20 protein-coding genes are annotated in these 20,682 nt (G+C 67.2%); 9 read left to right on the forward strand and 11 right to left on the reverse strand.

The genetic code is table 11. From position 1 onward, the window contains the following. Nucleotides 1–89: 89 nt before the first annotated feature. The 7 genes from U0177_RS28580 (at nt 90) to U0177_RS28610 (ending at nt 5,010) form a co-directional block, all read left to right on the forward strand. Nucleotides 90–431, forward strand: a complete 342-nt coding sequence (locus U0177_RS28580) for a transcription initiation protein (protein ID WP_409574102.1) — start codon at nt 90–92, stop codon at nt 429–431. 109 nt (nt 432–540) lie between these two features. Next, the gene (locus U0177_RS28585; RefSeq protein ID WP_409574103.1) at nt 541–987 is read left to right on the forward strand and encodes a YybH family protein; all 447 of its coding nucleotides are present in this window, start codon (nt 541–543) and stop codon (nt 985–987) included. Nucleotides 988–1,615: 628 nt separating this feature from the next. Then, the gene (locus tag U0177_RS28590) at nt 1,616–2,212 is read left to right on the forward strand and encodes a LysE family translocator (protein ID WP_409574119.1); all 597 of its coding nucleotides are present in this window, start codon (nt 1,616–1,618) and stop codon (nt 2,210–2,212) included. A 112-nt stretch (nt 2,213–2,324) separates the two neighbouring features. After that, a complete protein-coding gene (locus tag U0177_RS28595; protein WP_409574104.1) occupies nt 2,325–2,711 on the forward strand; it encodes a VOC family protein in 387 nt (128 codons plus the stop codon). Nucleotides 2,712–2,748: 37 nt separating this feature from the next. After that, entirely contained in the window at nt 2,749–3,162 is a 414-nt protein-coding gene (locus U0177_RS28600; RefSeq protein ID WP_409574105.1) for a GNAT family N-acetyltransferase, read from the forward strand. Between the two features lie 120 nt (nt 3,163–3,282). Next, nucleotides 3,283–4,047 (forward strand): methyltransferase domain-containing protein, encoded by a 765-nt coding sequence (locus U0177_RS28605; protein WP_409574106.1) that lies wholly within the window; start codon nt 3,283–3,285, stop codon nt 4,045–4,047. Nucleotides 4,048–4,215: 168 nt separating this feature from the next. Beyond that, nucleotides 4,216–5,010, forward strand: a complete 795-nt coding sequence (locus U0177_RS28610; protein ID WP_409574107.1) for a nucleotidyltransferase domain-containing protein — start codon at nt 4,216–4,218, stop codon at nt 5,008–5,010. Between the two features lie 103 nt (nt 5,011–5,113). Here the strand turns inward: U0177_RS28610 and U0177_RS28615 are convergent, their stop codons facing one another. The 5 genes from U0177_RS28615 to U0177_RS28635 form a co-directional block, all read right to left on the reverse strand. Continuing rightward, nucleotides 5,114–6,709: a trimethylamine methyltransferase family protein gene (locus U0177_RS28615; protein ID WP_409574120.1), complete on the reverse strand. Its 1,596-nt coding sequence runs from the start codon at nt 6,707–6,709 to the stop codon at nt 5,114–5,116. Between the two features lie 40 nt (nt 6,710–6,749). After that, entirely contained in the window at nt 6,750–8,129 is a 1,380-nt protein-coding gene (locus U0177_RS28620; protein WP_409574108.1) for a PucC family protein, read from the reverse strand. After that, nucleotides 8,129–9,493: a BCD family MFS transporter gene (locus tag U0177_RS28625; RefSeq protein WP_409574109.1), complete on the reverse strand. Its 1,365-nt coding sequence runs from the start codon at nt 9,491–9,493 to the stop codon at nt 8,129–8,131. Before U0177_RS28625 ends, U0177_RS28620 begins: the two co-directional genes overlap by 1 nt. Before the next feature lie 152 nt (nt 9,494–9,645). Then, nucleotides 9,646–10,446 carry a class I SAM-dependent methyltransferase gene (locus U0177_RS28630; RefSeq protein ID WP_409574110.1) on the reverse strand — a complete coding sequence of 267 codons (801 nt, stop codon included), beginning with the start codon at nt 10,444–10,446 and terminating at the stop codon, nt 9,646–9,648. 327 nt (nt 10,447–10,773) lie between these two features. After that, a complete protein-coding gene (locus tag U0177_RS28635; RefSeq protein WP_409574111.1) occupies nt 10,774–11,367 on the reverse strand; it encodes a YdeI/OmpD-associated family protein in 594 nt (197 codons plus the stop codon). A 205-nt stretch (nt 11,368–11,572) separates the two neighbouring features. Between U0177_RS28635 and U0177_RS28640 the strand changes: the two genes are divergently transcribed. Beyond that, the gene (locus U0177_RS28640; protein ID WP_409574112.1) at nt 11,573–12,346 is read left to right on the forward strand and encodes an SDR family oxidoreductase; all 774 of its coding nucleotides are present in this window, start codon (nt 11,573–11,575) and stop codon (nt 12,344–12,346) included. 179 nt (nt 12,347–12,525) lie between these two features. Next, complete coding sequence (locus U0177_RS28645) at nt 12,526–13,251, forward strand: GNAT family N-acetyltransferase (protein ID WP_409574121.1); 726 nt, start codon at nt 12,526–12,528, stop codon at nt 13,249–13,251. A 9-nt stretch (nt 13,252–13,260) separates the two neighbouring features. On the opposite strand, the gene U0177_RS28650 is transcribed toward U0177_RS28645, so the two are convergent. Genes U0177_RS28650 through U0177_RS28675 form a run of 6 tightly spaced genes read right to left on the reverse strand, consistent with a single transcriptional unit; the run spans nt 13,261 to nt 20,654 of the window. Then, nucleotides 13,261–15,084 carry a hypothetical protein gene (locus tag U0177_RS28650; protein ID WP_409574113.1) on the reverse strand — a complete coding sequence of 608 codons (1,824 nt, stop codon included), beginning with the start codon at nt 15,082–15,084 and terminating at the stop codon, nt 13,261–13,263. Nucleotides 15,085–15,089: 5 nt separating this feature from the next. Continuing rightward, nucleotides 15,090–16,475, reverse strand: a complete 1,386-nt coding sequence (locus tag U0177_RS28655) for a hypothetical protein (RefSeq protein ID WP_409574114.1) — start codon at nt 16,473–16,475, stop codon at nt 15,090–15,092. A 41-nt stretch (nt 16,476–16,516) separates the two neighbouring features. Beyond that, nucleotides 16,517–17,281 carry a hypothetical protein gene (locus tag U0177_RS28660; protein WP_409574115.1) on the reverse strand — a complete coding sequence of 255 codons (765 nt, stop codon included), beginning with the start codon at nt 17,279–17,281 and terminating at the stop codon, nt 16,517–16,519. After that, nucleotides 17,278–18,150 (reverse strand): phage tail protein, encoded by an 873-nt coding sequence (locus U0177_RS28665; protein WP_409574116.1) that lies wholly within the window; start codon nt 18,148–18,150, stop codon nt 17,278–17,280. The genes U0177_RS28660 and U0177_RS28665 overlap by 4 nt, the downstream gene beginning before the upstream one ends. A 33-nt stretch (nt 18,151–18,183) precedes the next feature. Then, nucleotides 18,184–20,244: a putative baseplate assembly protein gene (locus tag U0177_RS28670; protein ID WP_409574117.1), complete on the reverse strand. Its 2,061-nt coding sequence runs from the start codon at nt 20,242–20,244 to the stop codon at nt 18,184–18,186. Then, complete coding sequence (locus U0177_RS28675) at nt 20,241–20,654, reverse strand: GPW/gp25 family protein (RefSeq protein WP_409574118.1); 414 nt, start codon at nt 20,652–20,654, stop codon at nt 20,241–20,243. The genes U0177_RS28670 and U0177_RS28675 overlap by 4 nt, the downstream gene beginning before the upstream one ends. Nucleotides 20,655–20,682: the final 28 nt, after the last annotated feature.

Here is a 20,682-nt window from a genome sequence, read left to right on the forward strand (position 1 = left end):
GGGCGCGGGTTTTTGGGGGGCGCCGCACAAGAAAACACAAGTAATCAAACGGAGTTGGTATAACTCCTGTACATACAAGGAGCAGCAGCATGGCCAAGTATCTGATCTCCTTCCCCAGCGCGGCGATGGCCGTGCCAGACGGAGAGTGGGAAGCGGTCGGCCGCGACGCACACGCGGTGATCGACGAAGCAAAGGCCGCCGGCGTCTACGTCTTCGGCGGCGGCATCGACGAAGACGTGCCGCCAACACTCGTCTCGGCCGACGGCACGGTCGCTGAAGGCGGCTACCCATGGGCGCCCCCACTCGACGGCGGCTTCACTGTGCTCGAGCTGCCTTCGCGCGCGGAGGCCATAGCCTGGGCCGCGCGCATCGCAAGGGCCTGCCGCTGCGCCCAGGAGCTGCGCGTCTTCCAGTTCGACCCGCAGTCCTAGCGGGCAATACAATATCGTTCGGCATCATTCTTGCAGCCAGATCCGGGGTGATAGAAACGGGATGATGTGGACTTTCCGAGTCCCTTACAACGTGAAGAAGGGAGACGATATGACAACCGAAAAGAGCCGTATGCCTGATGAGAGCCAGATTCGCATGCTGATCGAGGATCGGGTCAAGGCAGTGCATGCCAAGGACGTCAGCGCAGCCATGTCGCATCACGCGCCAGGTATCCTGATGTTCGATGTCGTCAACCCGCTGCGCTACAGCGGAGCAGATACGGTTCAAGCGCGCACGAAGGAATGGTTCGCTTTGTACGATGGCCCGATCGGCTACGAGGTACGCGACCTGAGCATCACGACGGGCGATGATGTAGCCTTCTGCCACTACCTCTACCACGTCAGCGGAACGAGGACAGATAGAACGAACATCAGCATGTGGGTGCGGGCGACCCTGTGCCTGCGCAAAATTGACGGCACGTGGATGATCACGCATGATCATGAATCGGTGCCGTTCGACCCGGAAAGCGGCAAAGCGTCGCTTGATCTGCAACCGTAGCCCGAACGTCGGATGAACACGAGCTACGCGGTGTTCTCCCGCGTCGGAGGCTTGGAGGGCTTGGGCCCTCCAACATCACTCTTTTTTGGCTGGTCGCGGCCACGGGGGGCCGCGACCAGCCAAAAAGGAAGTTTTTGGGGGCGGCTTTGCCGCCCCGAACCCCCACAACGTAACTCGTGTGATGAACAGAAGGAATACCTTCAATGCCAGCATCGTCGGTCGAAATACTGCAGCATGAGCACGGCAGGCGCATCGCTGTTCATCGTCTGGCGCATTGTGCCCGATGCAGGGCATGTACTGATTGTTGCCATGTGGCATCGCGTGTTGAGCCATCTTGCGCCGCACACCAATCGACAGCGTAACCAGCCAACAGCATGAACCTGCGCGAGTACGGGCGCGATATACCGCGTCCATACCCCTTCTCATACCAGCTCCGTTTGACCACTTTTGTTTTGTGCGCGGCCGACAGGCCCGGCAGTTGGACGGAGGCTTCACTCCACCAGCAGTGATCCGACCCGCGCACGATCCATTTTCACGGCTGTGCGTGATATACTCTGCTGGCTCGTTAGCCCCCTCGCGCATAGTGGAGACGTGAATGTTTGCGACAGCGACGCTCATCACCTTTGTCATGGCAAGTATCGCCATTATTCTTGCGCCCGGCCCGGCGCAGGCGCTCGTATTGGCGCGCACGGTGAGCGATGGCCGCCGCGCCGGCATTATGACCGCGCTCGGGCTCAATATCGGGACGCTCATCCACGCGCTTGCTGCCGCAGTAGGTATCTCGGCCATCCTGGCCACATCGGCCATCGCGTTTGCGATCGTGAAATATCTTGGCGCCGCCTACCTTGTGTATCTGGGCTTGCAGGCGCTTAGAGACACACCGCATGCATCGCCCCTCCACTCGCTTCCGCACAGCACGCCGCTCCAGCTGTTTGCCAAGGCAGTTGCGACCGGTATTCTCAACCCGAAAGTTGCCCTGTTCTTTCTGGCCTTCTTGCCGCAGTTTGTTGACCCGCAGCGCGGCTCGGTGTTTGCCCAATTTGTCGTCTTGGGCGGTCTGCTCGCGCTGCTGGATATGGGGTATGAAACCATGCTGGCGCTGATCGCGAGCATGCTGCGCAGCTGGCTGGCGGGCAATCAGCGCTTTGCCGTGTGGCGCCAGCGCGCCACCGGCGCGGTGCTGATTGGCTTGGGCGTGCGCCTCGCGCTCCTGCGGCGCGACTAAGCCGCCACGCCAGCGGCGCGTATCCGCCCAAACCGCCGAACGACATCAGAAACATCGAATGCAAATACGCCCTGCAGCGGCGCTATCTTATGATCACACATCGGAGGTTACCATGAAGCGAGTCACTGGCATCGGCGGCATCTTTTTCAAGGCCAAGGATGCCCCTGCGCTACAGGCGTGGTACAAGCGTCATCTGGGCATCGACGTGCAGGAATGGGGCGGCACTGCGTTCAGCTGGGCCGACGCGGATGGCAAGCCCACCGGCGGAACGACTGTCTGGTCGGTTGCGCCCGAGGAAAGCGACCAGTTTGCGCCAAGCGCCGCCTCGTTCATGATCAATTACCGCGTCGACGACCTCGTCGCACTTGTCGAAGCGCTGCACGCCGAAGGCTGCAATGTCGTTGGAAACACCGACGACACGGAGTACGGCAAGTTTGCCTGGGTCATCGACCCGGAGGGCAACAAGGTCGAGCTGTGGCAGCCGCCTGCCGGCGAGTGAGCTGCGCTCAAATGGCTCGCGCAAGCGGAGGCTGGCCATGATTATGTTTCAAGATACGCTCGACGGTATCACTGCGGAGCACCTGAGGGGCTTCTTCGTAGGCTGGCCCGATCCGCCCACGCCTGAAACTCACTACCAGCTGCTGCGCCACAGCCAGCATATCATCCTCGCAATCGACGACCAATCCCAACACGTCGTAGGATTTGTGACCGCCCTGAGCGACGGTATCCTGTGTGCGTATATCCCGCTCCTCGAAATCCTACCGGGCTATCAAGATCAAGGCATCGGGAGCGAGCTGATGCGGCGAATGCTCGCGCGCCTGCACGATCTGTATATGATCGATCTGCTGTGCGATGTGGAGCTGCAGCCGTTTTACGCCAAAGTCGGGATGCGGCCGGCAACAGGGATGATGTTCCGAAATTACGCTCGCCAATCGGGAGCAAGCGCGTAGTGCAGCCTTCGCTTGCGTAGGCGGGCGCGCTCGGCTCGCCAGGAAGATATGCGAGCTTATGAATTGAAGCAAAGCCCGGCCTCGCGCAAAAGCGAGCAGCCGAGCAGCAAGAGGTTGGCCATGCCCAGCGCGCAAACCCTCGACGACGGCCAGTACACGCGCGACGCCATCCGCAAGTACGAGGCGATCTACGGGCCGGGCTTCATCAGCCCCGGCGGGCAGGCAACCGCCCGCGCGATCCTCGGCGCGGCCACAGTCGCGCCCGGCGCGCTGGCGCTCGACGTCGGCTGCGGGCTGGGCGGCGCGGCGTTTCTGCTGGCGCGCGAGCGCGGCGCGCGCGTCCACGGTATCGATCTTTCGCGCAACATGCTGGCGCTGGCGGCCGAGCGCTGCCGCGCCGCCGGGCTGAGCGAGCGCGTCACATTCGAGCACGCCGACATCCTGGCGTACGCGCCGCCCGCGCCCTACGACCTGGTGCACAGCCGCGATGTGTTCCTGCACATCCACGACAAGCCACGCATGTTCGCGGTGCTAGCGGCGTGCCTGCGGCCCGGCGGCCAGCTGGTGTTCAGCGACTACCTGCGCGGCGACGGGCGGCCCAGCCACGAGTTCGCGGCCTACGTCGCGGCGCGCGGCTACGCGCTGGCGACCGCCGGCGAGTACCGTGACCTGATGGCCGGCGCGGGGCTGGTGGTGCTGGCGGCCGAAGACCGCACCGCCGAGTTCGCGGCGATCCTCGCGGCCGAGCTGGCGCGCATCCCCGCCAGCGGCCTGCCCGCCCACGAGCGCGACGAGCTGGCGGCGAGCTGGCGCGCCAAGCTGGCGCGCGCGCAGGCCGGCGAGCAGCGCTGGGGCGTGTTTGTCGCACGGGCGCCAGGCGCCTAGCAGTGCGTCCTTCGAATAGCTCGATCATCCACAGTTCGCACAGTTCGCACAGATGGCGCCGCTGGCCAAGCCAGCACCAGCCAACCAGAAACTCCATCCCTGCGCTGCGTGGAGACGGCAGGAGAGGGGGAGAAGATAGGCAGTACCCTGCTGCCGCAGGCAGAAAGGATGGCAGTGCAGCTACCGATCGACCCCGCCGAGCTGATCGGCCGCTTCGGCCACCCCGCCGCGCGCGCGCTGGTGGTGATGGGCAGCTACGCGCGCGGCGACGCCGGGCCGTACAGCGACATCGACCTGGCGCGCTTCGCCGCGCGCGATGACCACGGCCTCTCCGGCGACGGATCGCACCTGATCGACGACACGCTGGTGGTTGTCGGCACGGTTGGCCCGGCCGACGTCGCGGCGTGCTTCGAGCGGCCCGAGCACGCAGTCGAAAGCATCGCCGGGCTGCGCGCCGGCCAGGCGCTGCACGACCCCGACGGGCTGTTCGCGGCGATTCAGCGGCGGGCGCGCGCGTTTGTGTGGGACGCGGCGATGCAGGCGCGCGCCGACGCGTGGGCCAGCGCCCAGATGGTGGGTTGGGTCGAAGAGGTGCACAAAGGGCTCGAGGGCCTGCGCCGCGGCGATGCCGGCCGCATGCTGAACGCGCGCCACGGCTGCTCGTGGGGGCTCTCGCGCGTGGTGCAGGTGCAGCGCGGCATCCTGCTCGGCAGCGACAACGCCTTCTTCGACGCGCTGGCCGCCGAGCTTGGCCCCGCGAGCGAGTGGGTGCGACTGCGGCGCGCGGCATTTGGCGTGGAGGAGGCCGGCGGCGAGGCGCCCACGCTGCGGGAGCAGGTGCGCGCCGGGCTGGCGCTATACCGCGCCACCGCCGAGCTGCTCGGCCCGGCAATTCAGCCGGCCGACCGCCCGCTGATCGAGCGAGCGGTTGCGCGTATCAGCGCCGCGCTGGTGTGGTATTAATCCAGATGCAGCATTGCAAGAATTATTATATTGCTGCAAAGAGGCACGGGCGCGATATATCGCGCCCGTGCCGTGTCACGTCGAAACCCCAGGAGCGGCAGCATTAGCGCCCGCGCTCGCGCCTGCGGGCCGCGCGGCGGTCGGCCGGGTCGGCGGGCGCGGCGGCGCCAGGCAGCGCAGGCGGCGGCACCGCCGGCAGCGCGGCATCGGGGTTGCGCATGCCCGCGCGGATGATCCGCAGCATCTCGGCCTCGGCCGCCGGGTCGGTCGCGGGCGACACAAACGCCGCCAGCCGGCGGTCGACCTCGGCGTTGGCGCGGGCGATCAGCTCGTGGCCGCCGGCCTTGGCGAACTGCTCGCGGTTGGTGCGATCGTACAGCGGGCCGGGCAGGTACAGCTCGCCCGGCCAGTGCTTCAGCGTGTGCTCGTGCGTCAGCAGATGCTTCTCGGCCAGCACGCCGCGCACCAGGTCGAGCGTCGGCAGGTCGTCCTTCACCGCCAGCTCGCGCGTGAAGTGCAGCGCCTGGGCGCACAGCTCGTCGTCGAGCACCAGCTTGGCCAGGCTGAATGTCAGCACGTAATCGAGCATGCCCGGCCCCGACACCGAGTTGACGCCGGCGAGCGCGGCCAGCAGCGCGCCGCCAAACGTCTCGGCGCCGGCCTGCGCGTCGATGAACTTGCCCTCGCCCAGCGCCATGTAGCTCTGGGTCGGCAGGCCGAGCGCGCGCCCCACCGCCACGTACGCCACGTCGAGGTACAGCGCCTCGATCGCGGCCATAGGCGACTGCGCGGTTTTCATGTGGAAGGTGGCCGGCGCGCCGCCAAACAGCACCGGCGTGCCCGGCTTCACCAGCTGCGCCATCACAACGCCGGCCAGCACGTCGGCGGTGTGGAACACCGTGGCGCCCACCAGCGTCACCGGCGCGATCAGGCCCATCAGCGTCACCGGCACGATCTCGATTGGAATGCCGTACGCCGCGCAGTCGAGCAGGTTCTGGCACGAGTCCTCGCCGTAGCGAAAGAAGCCGGTGGCAGTGATCGTGAAGATCGACATCGGCCGGGCGATCAGGTCGGCGCGGTCGCGGCGGAACAGCTGCATCAGCTCGGCCATGCGCGGCACGCCGTGCTCGGTAAACGCGCCGCTGACGACCGGCTTGCGCGAGTTCGTCAGCGCCAGGTACAGCCGCCAGGCGTCGCTCACCTGCGGCTCGATGTCGTTGGTCGAAAAGGCGGTGGCGAGGTTGGCGATGTGCTCGAGGCCATCGCACAGCCGCGCGTACTCGACGAAGTCGCGCGTGCTGGCCGGGCGCGTCTCGCCGCTGCGGTGGTCGAGGATCTTCAGGCCCGACGATCCAGGCGTGAAATGCACGTGGTCGCCGCCGATCGTGGCGTGCGGCTGGCCGTCGCGGCCGTACAGCAGGAACTCGCGCGGCGCGCTGGCCAGCGCCCGGTCGACCACGTCGGGCGGAAACAGGACGCGCAGTCCATCGCCGGCGGTGTCGCGCTCGGCCAGGCCCAGCTCAAGCAGGTGCTGGCGCAGTGCGGGGCCGCGCACCTCGACGCCGATCTCGGCCAAGATGCGTTTGGCCTCGTCGAGCACCTGGCCGATCAGCTCGGCCGAGATCACGTTGATCGATGGTCGCATGCACTTCCTATTGCGAAAAGCGTCTCTCGGCCACGGCGGCGCTGCGGCAGCCAGGGCAGGCGCCCGGCCCGCGCGGCCGCAGTGGGGCCAGGCCCTACAGCGCGACGGCGGCGGCTGTGCTGGCGGGGGCGCGTGCGCCGCGCCGCAGCTCGTCGACGCTGGCGCCGCGCAGCGCCAGCAGGCACGCGACCATGCAGGCCGCCTCGATGCCGAAGATCGCGGCGTAGCCCGCCGGCGCGGCCAGCAGCCCGCTGCGGATGATCGCGTCGTGCAGCAGGCCGCTGAGGATAAACGACGACCCCAGGCCGATCGCCTGGGCCAGGCTCCACAGCCCGAGGTAGCGGCCCGTCTGGCCCGCCACAGTCATCTCGGACATCATGGTGACGGCGGCCATGGTGAACAGGCCGACGCACAGCCCGGTGATCGCCCAGGCCGGGTTCACCAGCCAGCGCGCGCCGAGCGCCGAGGCCAGCGCCAGCAGCAGCAGCCCGGCAGTGGCGCCGGCGCCGCCGATCGTGGCGACGCGCCGCTTCAGCGGCAGTGGCAGCGCCGGCATAGCCGGCCGGCGTCCATCGGCGCCGGGCTGCGCGCCGGCCAGCCGCGCGCCGAAGATCGCCGCCAGCGCCATCCCGACCGTCACGGTACCATTGAAGATCTGCTGGAACACCGTGGTCTCGCCCACGCTCATGCCGAACAGCTCGCCGCCGGCCACCTCCTGCAGCGTGTCGGTGAGAAAGATGCCCAGGAACGACAGCGCGATAAACGTGAAGAAGCGCCGCGCCGCCGGGTTAGGCAGCAGCAGGTCGAGCGAGGCGCGCAGCGCGCCCGCGTCGGCGGCGGCAGCCTCGGCCGCGCGTAGCCGCGCCAGCTCGCCGGGCGCGAGCCGCCGCTCGAGGCCGAGCACGCTCAGCAGCGCCAGCGCCATCACCAGCGGCGGCGTCAGGTTATACAGCAGCTGCATCGCGGCCGGGCTGTAGGTGGGCATCAGCGCGCGGAAGATCAGCGCCCACACCACAATAATCGCCGTCTGGCCGGTCCAGGCCGCCGCAAACATCCCGCCGCGCGTCGCCTCGGTAGTGCACTCTGCCACCAGGTCGAGGTAGGTGTTAGCCATCAGCGCGATGCTGGCGCCAAACACAAAGAACAGGCCGAAGCCCAGCGCCACCGCGCCGGCCGAGCCGCCGGCGATCGCGCGAGTGACGGCCGGCAGCGGCGGGAACACCAGGCTGCCGGCGAGCATGCCCAGCAGCAGGTAGGGCGAGCGGCGGTAGCCCAGGATCGGGTAGCGGCTGGTGACGCGGCCGAACAGCGGCTGGAGCGGGCCGAAGAACGGGTACAGCCCAATCATCGTCGCCACCAGCGCGGCGCTGATGCCCAGATCGTAGATCGCGACGCGGTTGTAGTTGATCGTCACCAGCGCGAACATCCAGGCGATGCCGAACTTCGAGAGCATGAATTGTAGCTTGACGCGCATCAGGCGGCCTCCAGCTCAAGTGCGTGCGTGATATCGCTGCGGCTCAGGCCGCGGAACTCGGCCACGTCGACGCCGCCGAGCAGGATCACGCCCGCGAACATCAGCCCGGCCTCAATCGCGAAGATCGCGGCGTAGCCCGCGCCCGCCGCCAGCAGCCCGCTGTCGATCAGTGCAGAGTGCAGCGCGCCGGCCGCCACCGCCGAGAGCCCGTTGCCGAGCGCTTGGGCCAGGCCCCACAGCCCCATGTACGTCGCCGTCGCGCCCTCGACCGTCAGCTCCATCATGGTCGAGAGCGCGCCGAGCGTGTACAGCCCGGTGAACACGCCCATGACGATCAGCGCCGGCCAGATCAGCGCGCGGCTAGCGCTCAGCGCCGCGCCGGTCAGCAGCAGCAGGCCGGCGGTGGTGCCGACGCCGCCGATCGCCGCGACCAGCTTTTTGTTCACCGGCACAAAGCTGGCCAGCGCGCCGGCCAGCAGCATCGCGCCCAGCACGCCGCCGCCCCAGATCTGCTGGAACGAGGTTGTCTCGCGCACCGACATGTGCAGCACCTCGGCGCCAAACACCTCGAGGATGGTGTCCTGCAGGAACACGCCGAGCGTCGAGCAGATGATAAAGCCGAAGAACGCGCGCACCACCCGGTTGCCGCGCAGCAGGCCCAGCGCCGCCGCCAGCGCGCCGCCCTGCGGCCCGGCCGCGCGCGCAGCCGCGACGGTTGCGGCCAGGTCGTGGCCGCGCAGCCGCCGCTCGAGGCCCAGCACCGCCAGCGCGCCCGAGGCAAGCGCAATCGCCGGGGTGTAGTTGTACAGCCGCTGCATCGCCGCCGGGTCGTAGGATGGCATCAGGGCCTTCATCACCGCCGCCGACACGATCACGCTGGCGATCTGCACCGTCCACACCAGCGCCACCACCAAGCCACGCGAGCGCTCGGTGGTGGTATCGGCGATCAGCGCCAGGTGTGCGCTGCCGGCAGCCGCGAAGCCCACGCCGAACAGCAGCAGCAGCGCAAAGCCGGCCAGCACCGCCGCCAGCGAGCCGCGCCCCATCGCCACCGCCACCGACGGCAGCAGCGGGAACACCGCGCTCGACACCAGCAGGCCTAGCAGCAGGTACGGGCTGCGCCGAAACCCGAAGATCGGCCGGCGGTCGGCCAGCCGCCCGAAGAACACCTGGAACGGCGAGAGGAAGTGATACAGGCCGATCATCGTCGTCACCAGCACCGCCAGCACGCCCAGCTCGTAGATTGCGATCCGGTTGAAGTTGCTGGTGAGCAGCGCGAACATCCAGCCAATGCCGATCTTGGGCAGCGTGAGCTGGATCGCGCGGAGACAGGCCCGCAGAAAACGCCCGATCGACGAAAGCATCGTGGCCTCCTTGCCCTGGTTACGTGTTTCGAGCTACGCGCAGAAACATTGCACACACAAGAACGTGCCGCTGCTTGTGTGGCGCCGGTCGAAGCGGGGGCGGCGCACACGCAAGCGAGCACGAGCAGGCGGAGCCTGGTATGGCGGCGCGGCTACTTCAGCCCACGCGTGACCGCCAGGGTAAAGCGGCGCTCGACCGGCGACGGCGCGGCGGGGTCGCTCCAGGTTTCATCGGCCCAGGCGCGCAGCCGCTCAAGCGCGGCGGCCAGCAGATCGTCCGAGAGCATCCAGGTTTCGTTGTGGGTGCGCGCCGCCATCTGATCAAGCACGTCGCGCGGGCTGAGCGGCGTGCTCCAGGTGGCGGCGACGCTCTCGGGCTCAGTGGCGCCGCCCATCTGGGCCAGCTCGCGCGCCAGCACCTGCGGCGCGGCGGCGGCGGTGGGCCGCAGCCCCGGCTCGAGCGCCATCACCACCTCGCGCAGCTTGCCGCGCAGCATCCCGGCGCACGAGTCCGGGTCGAGCCAGTCGCGGCCCTGCACCAGCACGCCGCCGGGCTTCAGCACGCGCCGCGCCTCGGCCAGCGCGGCCTGCCAGGCCGGCACCAGGTGCAGCACATTGATCGACAGCACCGCGTCGAAGCTTGCGCCGGCAAACGGCATACGCACGATATCGCCGCGCACAAACGCCGCGCCCGCGCCCGGCTGTGCCTGCGCCTGCGCGGCGCGCAGCATGGCCAGCTCGAGATCGGCGCCGACCACCCACGCGCCCGCGGCCGCAGCCGGCAGCGCCACGCGCCCGGCGCCACAGCCCATATCGAGCACGCGCGCGCCCGGCCCGGCGATGCCCACGATCGCCCGGCCGACGCTGACGGCGGCATCGGCCGGCAGCGCGTTGATCGCATTGTAGCTCGCGGCGATCTGCTGAAATGAGATCGAACTATAGCTCGTCGTCATTGTTTTTATTATGAAATAGCGGTGAAGCGTGCGTATTATAGCATAACTCGGCGTAAGCCTATGCAAACCGCGCAAGCGCGCATCTGTGGATATTTTGTGAGGGTTATTTCAATGATTTGCGCAGTTAGGGACGCAGAAATTGGAATAGTGAGTTACGCACGTGCGTGCTTCGGCCTGCTCAGGGTACGCGATGAGCCTGCGGCAGCATGGTACGTGTTGATCTTCTGTGTCCAATTTCCGCGCTCCGCGCGGAAATTGGACACGATATGGAGATAGAGTACCGCTCTGCCGAAGGCTAAGGGCGCCAACTGCGTAAGTCCTAAAAGTCTAATAGATCAGCTCGTGGCGCTCGAGCATTGCGACGAACTGCGCAATGCGCTTGGCGCGCGTCTCGGGCTTTTTGGCGGTTTGGATGCGGAACAATATCGCGTAGCGATTGGTGCGGTCGATGGTGGCGAAGAACTCGCGCGCCGCCGGGCTAGCGTCGAGCGCGGCCTGCAGATCGTCGGGCACGCTGGCGCTGCCGGCCGCGTCGTAGGCCGCGTCCCAGCGGCCATCCTGGCGCGCGCGCTCGACCTCGGCGAGGCCAGCGGGATGCATGCGGCCAGCGGCGATCAGCGCCTCGGCCTTGGCGCAGTTGATTTTCGACCAGATGCTGCGCGCGCCGCGCGGTGTGAACTTCTGCTGCCAGAGCTGCTCGTCTTCGGCGCGCTTCTGGCTATCGATCCAGCCGTAGCACAGCGCCACCTCCAGCGCCTGGTCGTATGTCGGCGTGGGCGTGGCCGCGCCTTTCTTCGCCAGGCGCAGCCACACGCCCGGCGCGCTGGCGTGGTGGAGATCCAGCCAGGCCTGCCACTCGGCCGGTGTGGCAAACAGCAGCGCCGGCAGATCGCCGCGCGCGGGCCGCTTGTCGTTTGCCATACGCCCTCCCTCGCTATCTCGCCGGCGGTTTGTGTAGGCCGGGTCTGGCTTTACGATCATACGCGCCCGCCGCACACCAGCCGGCGCCAGCGCGCCGTGCCGCGCAGGCAGAGGCGGGCAAGCCGCACGCCCATGCTACAACATTGTGTATAATTCAGCAACGCCGCTCGCGGCGCAGCCGCGCCGCCTACGCACGAGGTGAACCATGGATCTTCAGCTCGCCGGCAAGGTCGCGATCGTCACCGGCGCCAGCCGCGGGATCGGGCGAGCGATCGCCGAGGCGCTGGCCGCCGAGGGCGCGCAGCTGCTGCTGGTAGCGCGCTCGGCCGGCCAGCTCGCCGAGCTGGCGGCGGCCCTGCCCACGCGCTGCGTCGCGCATCCGGCCGATCTGCGTCTGCCCGAGGCGCCAGCCGCCGCCGTGGCCGCCGCGATCAGCACATTCGGCCAGCTCGACATGCTGGTGAACAACGCCGGCGCCACCACCCGCGGCGACTTCCTGGCGCTCGGCGATGACGCGTGGGCCGACGGATTCGCGCTGAAGTTTTTTGGCGCGATGCGGCTGTGCCGCGCGGCCTGGCCGCACCTGCAAGCCACGCGCGGCGCGATCGTCAATATCGCGGGCGTTGGCGGGCGCACCGGCAGCGCCGAATTCACCATCGGCGGCTCGGTCAACGCCGCGCTGCTGAACTTCACCAAGGCGCTGGCTGACCGCGGCGTGCAGGATGGCGTGCGCGTCAACGCGCTCAACCCCGGCTCGATCGCCACCGACCGGCTGACCACCAGGGTGCGGCGCGCTGCGGCCGAGCGCGGCGTCGACGAGGCCAGCGCCGCCCAGGGCATGGCCCAGGCGCTGAAGATCGCGCGGTTTGGCGAGCCGGCCGAGATCGCCCGCGTCGTCGCGTTTCTGCTTTCGCCGCTGGCGAGCTACTGCCAGGGCGCGATTGTGGATGTCGACGGCGGGCAGACGCGCACGCTATGAGCGCGAGCAACCGCGAATACCCGCGCTTTCTGCTGCAGATGGCCGGGACGAGCGGCGCGGGCAAGAGCGCGCTGGCCGCGCGCGTCGGCCAGGCCACCGGCGCGGTGGTGCTCGGCAATGATCTGGAGCGCTGTTTGAACGCTATCTTCGCCAAAAACAAAAACAGAAACGGAGCGCACATGGAACCCGACCGCAACCCGCTCGGACAGCCGATCGGCTTCGCGCTGCCCGACTGGGCGCCGCCGCCGCGCCCGCCGCGCGAGCCAATGACCGGGCGCTTCTGCCGGGTCGAGCCGCTCGACCCCACGCGCCACGCCGCCGAGCTGCACGAGGCCAACCTCCAGGATGCCGAGGCGCGGATGTGGACGTACCTGCCCTACGGGCCATTCGCCAGCCTGGGCGAGTACCGCGCCTGGATGGAGCGCGCGTGCCTGGGCGACGACCCAATGTTCCACGCGATCGTCGACGGCGCGACCGGCCGGGCGGTGGGGGTGGCGAGCTACCTGCGGATCGACCCGGCGGCCGGCTCGATCGAGGTAGGGCACATCGCCTACTCGCCGCTGCTGCAGCGCGCGCCGGCCGCCACCGAGGCCATGTACCTGATGATGCGGCGCGCGTTTGAGCTGGGCTACCGGCGCTACGAGTGGAAGTGCGACGCGCTGAACGCGCCATCGCGCGGGGCCGCCCAGCGCCTAGGGCTCGCGTACGAGGGCATCTTCCGCCAGGCCAGCGTCTACAAGCGCCGCAACCGCGACACCGCCTGGTACGCCGCGATCGACCGCGAGTGGCCGGCGCTCAGGGCCGCCTTCGAGCGCTGGCTCGCGCCCGCGAACTTCGACGAGCGCGGCCGCCAGCGCAGCAGCCTGCGCGAGCTCACCCGCCCGCTGCTGGCGCGCGAGGGGTGAGCGCGCGCCTCAGCGACCCAATGGCGTAGGAATAGTAATAACGACCCTCGGAGGAATTGTTGGCGTGGCGCCGAGCCAGCAGCTAAACTGCGCCAGAATACGCTTGCTCTGCCTGATGCTGACGATGTGCTGTCCGTTTTGCTCGTTGCCAATCACAAGCAGCGCGGTATACCCCCCATCGGCACGCACAAGGTCGGTGGCCGGGTTGCCGCCGCCAACGGGATGGTCGTCGAAGTACACAATGAATAGCTCGCCCGGTTCGCCGCCCTTGCCCTCGATCAGCGTGGGAAGGTAGCGTGGCGGGCAGGTCGTGATCGGCGCAATCGTAGGCTCAGGCGTGGGCGTGAGCGTCGCGGTAGGCGTGGGCGTGAGCGTCGCGGTGGGCGTGAGCGTCGCGGTGGGCGTGGGCGTCGCGGTGGGCGTGGGCGTCGCGGTGGGTGAAGGGAGGGGCGTCCAGGTTGGTAGTATCACGGCCGGCAGCGGAGTTGGCGTAGGGTTGAGAATTCCATACAGGCGCTGGTTATCGAAGGCGCGATCCAGCAGCGTGGCTGGAAACTGGCGGTAGAGAAACGACATACACGAGATGAATAGCAGTACGAGCAGGAGCAGCCCAATCGCCCAGAGCGGAACAATCGGCCGCTGCTCGAATGTCGCAAGCAGTGGCCTAGGCGAACCCTCGGCACTTGCCTGCTCGGCCTGGCCGAGGGAGCCAGCCTCAGGGCGCGCATCAGCCTGGACAATAAAGCTTCGGCGCAGAGGCATGCCAAGCCAGCGCCAGTGCAACGCCCGTACGTCAAGATCAATCGAATGACGGCGTCCTGGAGGAATGAGTATCTCGGGGTCGGCAAAGCGCAACCGCAGCGCCTGCTCGTCGTCTTCACCGCTGAGCGCGTAGCGCGCGGGTGTATTGCCGGTGTTGCGCAGATCGAGCGCGTAGCGCGCACCTGTGCGCGCCCGGCGTAGCTTTGGCCGGATGCCGAGCGACGCCGCGGCAAACGGCAGCACATCCCATCGCGACAGCTGCGTATATTCCACCCGCTGGCCAACCTCTGAGTGCGCCCTCAGCTGCATTGAGTAGCCGCCGGCCGGGCACTCCGAAGTTCTTGGGATGGCGATCTCAAACGTGCATTCGTCACTGTCGCCCGGGTTAACCGTGACCCGCTGCTCGGGCTTGGGGATCCAACGCGCAAGCTCGCCCTCGATGCTCAGCAGCAGGTTTTCGGCAATTTGCTCTGTGCCAGGGTAGGCCCGGTACTCTACTCGTAGTGTAAGGCTGAGCGGCTGGCCCGGCGTGATGCGCGGCCGGGATGGGGCAAGCGTCAAGTTAAACTGGCTGCTGGCGGGCGGGCCAGCCACAGCAGGTTTCTGCGTCTCTGGCTGCTTGCTCGGCGCAGGCTGGGCACTTGCGAGGCGGGCCGGCAGTGAAACGGCTGGACGCTCGAGCAGCAAGTAGTGCGCCCCCGCCTGCACCATGGCGTCCCAAGGCCAGGCTTGCTCGGCGAAAGCAGCCAGCGGCACACCGTCGAGCTGAAATGGCAGCTGATAGGCGATGGCAGCGCCATCATCGGGCGCAAGCGGCACCAGCGCCACGCGCACCTCAAAGCCATCCCAGTAGATATGCAGCGACGCTCCGGCCAGCGCCTCATCGAGCAGCACCAGCGTGCCTTCGCCGTGCGCCGCGATCGGCGCGCGCCCGACGACAAGGCCGTCGGGGGTTATACGCGGGCTTTCCAGCTGCTGCCCGCTGTGATCAAGCACGCGCAGTGTTGGCAGCCAATCCTCGGCGGTTGGCGGCGCGCTACCGTTGTGCGCTGATTGGATTTGCGAAGTCATAACGATTACGAAATCCCTATTGCGGCGCTGGAGCCCGACAAATGATCGTTCAGCTCTTTGATGCGCAGCGAGCAGCTGGCGGGTGTAGGCGCACCGTTACCACTTGCATCGGCGATCTTCAGGTCGCTAAAGGTGATCAAGCCTCTTTCGCTTGCGTGAACCGTTGTGCCGAGCAGTGTGTTAGTACCGCAGCTATCTAGCCGAACCTGGATGATATAGCCATCGCGCGTCGAGGGGTTGCCGCTCTTGTCGAGCAGGATGCCGACAACCATGCCAAGCGAGACGGGCTGCGATCCACGCGCTACCGATTTTGGCGGCTTCTGGCTGAAGTCTACCTTGACTGGCTTGGTATCGATGGCAACCAGCGTCGCGGCGGCTGCGGCTGTCTGGGCGGCCTGAGCTGCAGCAGCCTGCGCGGCGGCGGCGTTCACCGAGGTGGCGTTCTGCTCGGCCACGGCCTTCGCGGTCTCGGCGGCCATGATCGTCTGCACCGGCGCGGCCTGGGCGGTCTGCTGATCGCGGCCAGCCTGGATCGTTGCCGCAGCAACCGCGCCTACCTGTGTCGCCATGCTCTGGGCAGCCTGAGCCGCGGCCGTCAGCTGGCTTGGCACCGCCTGCGCGCCGGCGGTGGCGGTGCCCGCAACCGCGCTCACGGTTGCGGCGGCAGCGGTGATGCTCAACCCAACCGCACGCGACGTTTCGGCCAGCGCGGCCGTGCTGGTTTGCATTGGCGCAGCGGTCTGCGCGACGACGGTAGAGGTGCTGTAGACATTGCTTTGCACCAGCGCGATTTGCGTTGCCAGGTAGCTCGTGGCCGTGCGATTGAAGCGCTCAACAGCGTCTTCCCTCGACAAGGCCACGGCGCTGCCAAGCAGTTTGCCCTCACCAATCAGCAACCCGATCAACACCAGCACAAGCCCCGTCCACAGCAGCGCGCGGCCGATCGTGCGGCGCTCGATCTGCCAGCCCGACCACCAGCGCGGCTCAAAGAACGCGCGCGCGCCCTTTGCCTTCTGCCCCGGCGCACGCGCCTCAAGCCATACGACATAACCTTGCGACGGCGCGGTGATGCCTTTTTTTAGTTTCACGAGCATATGCACGGTTTCGCTGGCGCCTGGCTGAATAATCAGCAGGTCCTCGCCTTGCAACGCGGCGCGGCTGCTGTCGGCAGGTTGAAACGTGCATTCCAGGTTGCTCTGCCCTTCGGGCAGCAGCTCGTCGCGATCGGGCTGCTTTTCGGCGGCGGCGAGCCGGTAGGCCACGATCGTGTTGGTGGGGTTCACGACGCGCACGGCATAGCGCGCGCTGCTGAAAGAGCTGGCGAGCGGCCGGATCGCGATCTCCGGTGGCTGGGCGAACGCGGCGACAATCAGCTCGCGCTTGATCTCCACCCCGCCAATTGCTTGATCCTCGCGGGCACGCAGCGTGGCAGTCAGCGTATAGCGGCCAGCCTGGCTACGAGGCGTCGCGGAACATACACATCAAGGTCGATGCTCCGCCAACCAGCGGCAGGCACTCGCACATCTTCGCTCTGGCGCGGGGTAAAATCGGCCGCGAGCGCGGGGCTGGCGCTGATATCCCAATCTAGCGTATACGGCTCGCTGTAGCCATTGCGGATCAGCAGCTGCCACTGTTCTACCTGGCCCGGCGTAAGCCGGAGCGGCTGATTGGGGCGGCCGAAGGCAATTTCGAGTGTGTTCGGCGTATTCGTAAGGCCGGCTGGCAGCGCGGGCCGGCTGCTAGGGTTGGGTTCCGCGTCAATCGGGGCGGAGGTGTCGGTAGACTTCGCCTGCGCGCTTAGCTCGATCAACGTCAGCCGGTAGGGGCCAATCAGCAGATCCTCGGTGCGCGGCCATTCTGTGTCTTCCCACGGCACCAGCTGGTTTTGGCCGATCGCCACATCGCGCCGCGCCGCAATACGGCGAACAAATACACCCTTATCCTTGCAAACAATGTGCGCGTGATGCTCGGCAATCTGCACGTCTTCCAGCTGCCTGCCGTCTTCCTGGCGCAGATCATTTTCCAGGCGCAGATCGTTGTCGGGATGTGCGCCCACAAGCACAAGATCGCCAGGTCGCAGCTCGCGGTACGGGCTGCGCCGGTTCGTCTGATCCGCAAACTCGTAGGCAGCACTGCCTTTCCGCACCACAATTTTGTAGCTAGCGGGCGATGGCGCTGCCGGCTCGGCGATACTCACGGCTCCCACCCTTCTCCTTTGATCTGCCACGCCACGTGCGCCGGGCAGGCCGCCCGCAGCAGGCGGCGCAGCAGCTCGCGCTCGGCAGGCTCAGCTGGCGGGGCGGGCATACGCACCAGCACGGTATATGCGTCGGGCGCGTCTTCAATGCGCGGCGTTTGCCCAAGCGCGATCTCGATCGCGCGGGTTAGGCCGTAGCGCGTGCCGCGCCAGCGGTAGAGATCGAGCGCCTCGGCGACAAACCTGCGCCCACGCGGCCCTTCGAGCAGCTGCGGGTCGGCCGCGACCCCGAGCCAGCTTGCCAGCCAGCCAAGCAGCGCAGGCGGGCAGGTGCGCGGGTCGAAATACATCGCGATCTGATCCTGGCGGTGCTCGAAAGGTTCCCACACTGCCTCGAACAGCTTCAGGTAGCGCCCCAGAAATCCATCGGCCTCCTGGTAGATCGGCGGTAGCTCGTATAGGTAGCGGCTTGGGCCGTCGGGCAACACCGGCAGGTTCGCCTCACGCTCGGGCTCGGGCTGTGGCGCGCCAAGCTTGCGCGCCTCCGTTGCGATTGGCGCATAGCTCGCCTTGTCGGCTGGCAGCTGCTCGGCGTGGTACACGAGCTCGAATGGGCCGATCGACAGCCGCGCCTGATCGGCAAGCCTGGCCGGCTGGAAGGCGAGCAGCGGGTGGCCATCGAGCACGATTGGTGCGGCGTCGAGATTCGTGAGCAGCACGGCACTGGGCAGCGGATCGAGCTCGGCCTGGCAGCGCGCAACGGCCACGTCGGGCAGCACCAGCCAGTTATCGGGCAGGCGGCCGATCGTGGCGGTGTTGTTACGAAGCGGGCGCCGCTGCAGCAGCGTGCCACCGCGAAAAATGCTCACGTATCCGGCTGGTTGATTCATCCGCGTTCGCTTTTACAGAATCTGAACATCGTGCATATCGGAGCAAATAACTCCATCGGGCGGCAGATCAACGATCAGGCCAGGTGCAGCAGGTTTGCCCTTAGCGTTGACCTGCCAGATCAGCACCTGCTCGGCAAGCTCAACGCCCGGCACACCGTTCAGCACATGCTTGATCATCCCGTCGGAAAGCCGCCGGCCGAAGGGCCAGCCCGCGCCGGACGGGCCGCCAGTATAGGGATGCAAAAAGCGATACAGCGCTGCGAGCGCGGCCTGATTGATCAGCGCTCGTTGCTCAGCCGTGTAGCTTGGGTCGCAGCTAACCTCCGCGCTGACTTTCACGCGGACATATTGCGGCGGCCGTACCTCCACGCGCACGCCCAGCAAGGCACGCTCGGCGAGCGCGCCGCGCACGCGCTCGATCAGCGGGTCGTCGCTGCCTAGCTCGAGCTTAGGGTCAAACGGGCCGGTTGGCAGATCCTGCGCTGGCTCGGGTAAAACAACCACATTCACGGTGCCTGGCCGATCGGCAGCCAGGCATGCCGCGCGCCGCACGCCCTCGATCCGCGCCGCTAGATCGACAAAATCTTCCTGCGTCACCGCCCTGGTGCGCGTGCTGAGGTACGCCGGGGCGCGCAGGCGCGCGTCCTCGATCGTCTGGGCGTCGCGCCCGCCGATCGCGCCCTCCCAATTGATCACCCGCGCGATCTCGGGACGCGCCACCTTTCTGATCACCAGCGAGCGCTCGGGCACATTGCCGATCACGCCGCCGCCATAGCGATAGCGCGCGAACTTCAGCTTGTTGCCTTTGGGCGGCGTGGCGCCAAATGCAAGGTATTTGCCCTTCGGCTGGGCGAGCAGCGGGCCAAAGCGCACCGTTCCGGTGTGATCGAGCGTGTAGTGCGTGTCTTCCGGACGCGAGTCGGCGAAATGTGCGACTTCCTGCCAGGCTTTTTCAATTCCGTCGGGTGATGTGACGACCAAATGCTCGCGGGCGGGATCGCGCGCCAGCAGCGGCGCATTGCGCAGCCGAAACGACTGGTATGGCGTACCGTCGCTGATGCCCAGCTGCTCGCTCCAAACCACCTGCGCCTGCTGTGCCGGCACGGTTCCGCCGATCGAGCGCAGCGCCAGCGCAGTTACGCGCGGCGATCGATTGTAGCCAAAAAGCACACCCGGCTCAGTTTCTTTGCCCTGCTCGTCGCTGAGCCGGCAGCGCAGCCAGAACGACGCCGGTTGGCTTTTCGGGTCGCCGGGCACTGCCTGCAGACCCATGGCCGGCAAGCGCAAGATCAGCTCATTTGCGCCCTCGCGGTTGAAGCCGCCGGTGTCATCGCGCTCAACCACGCACTTCGTCCAGCTCGCGCCATCGGCGGCGCTCACCTCCCAAACCCATGGTGGCCGGCCGAGCAGTGCGCCGCCGCCGCCGGCGCGCTCGCACACTGCCTTGAGCGCCAGCACGTGCATGCTGTGGTCGGCGCCGAGCCGAAGATACAGCGCATTGCCACGCTGCGGCGTTTCGTTCGCCCTGGCGAACACGCTGAAACCCTTCGCAGCTGTGCTACTCGTATCGGCGGCGCTCTTTGCGTCGGGCTCGGTCTGCTTTATATCGCCCTGGCCGTACAGCCTGGCGTCGATCCAGCTGCCGCCAGCTGCGCAATATGCGTCGAGCAGATTTGCGGGGCGAATGGTAAGCGGGGCAGTTGTGGAAAACACTATTGGCGCGGAGCTCTCGGTGCGAACGGTTGCAACCTCGGTATCTTCTCCGATGGCTATGTCCGAGGTAGCGCCGGCGGCGAGGTAAAATGTAACGTCGGCCGTAGCTGGGCGGGCTGGCTCCAGCCGCGCGCCGATCAGATCGAGAAACGCGCGGTACGCCTGCTCGGGCAGGCGATTCACCCGGTACAGCAGCATCTCGGCCATGCTGGCGAACAGCTCGATCAGCGTGACGCCCGGGTCGCTGACATTATGGTCAGTCCACTCGGGGCAGTAGATCGCGATCTGGCTTTTGACGCGATTCACGATATCTTGAAAGCTGAGATCGTCAATCGGCGGCGGTGTAGGCGCAGAAATCATGCTTCACCCGGAATGCGGTAGAACGGAAACACCAGCGAGCGGCGATCAAGTGAGGCTTTGATCTCGTAGTCGATGGTTATCAGCAGCCGGCCCTGCGCATCGGGCAGCGGGCCGGGGTCGGGGATGGCGCGCACGGCAAGCACGCGAATGCGCGGCTCCCAGCGCGCGAGCGCTTCTTGCACGTAATACTCGGCCAGGCCGGCGGTTGTCGCGTCGTTCGGCGCGAACAGCAAATCGTGGATCTGGCAGCCAAACTCGGGGCGGCGCAGGCGCTGGCCGGGCGGCGTAAGCAGAATGATCTGTATCGCCTGCTCGATGTCGCGCTCGCCGCGCGCTAGCTCGACGCGCCCGCATGGGTCGAGCGCCACGGGGAAGGCCCAGCCGACGCCGATAATACCGTCTGTCGCCATGATCAACCTCCGATCGTGACACTCGGCG

Source organism: Kouleothrix sp. (assembly GCF_046328425.1).
In the GTDB taxonomy this organism is placed as follows: Bacteria; Chloroflexota; Chloroflexia; order Chloroflexales; family Roseiflexaceae; genus Kouleothrix.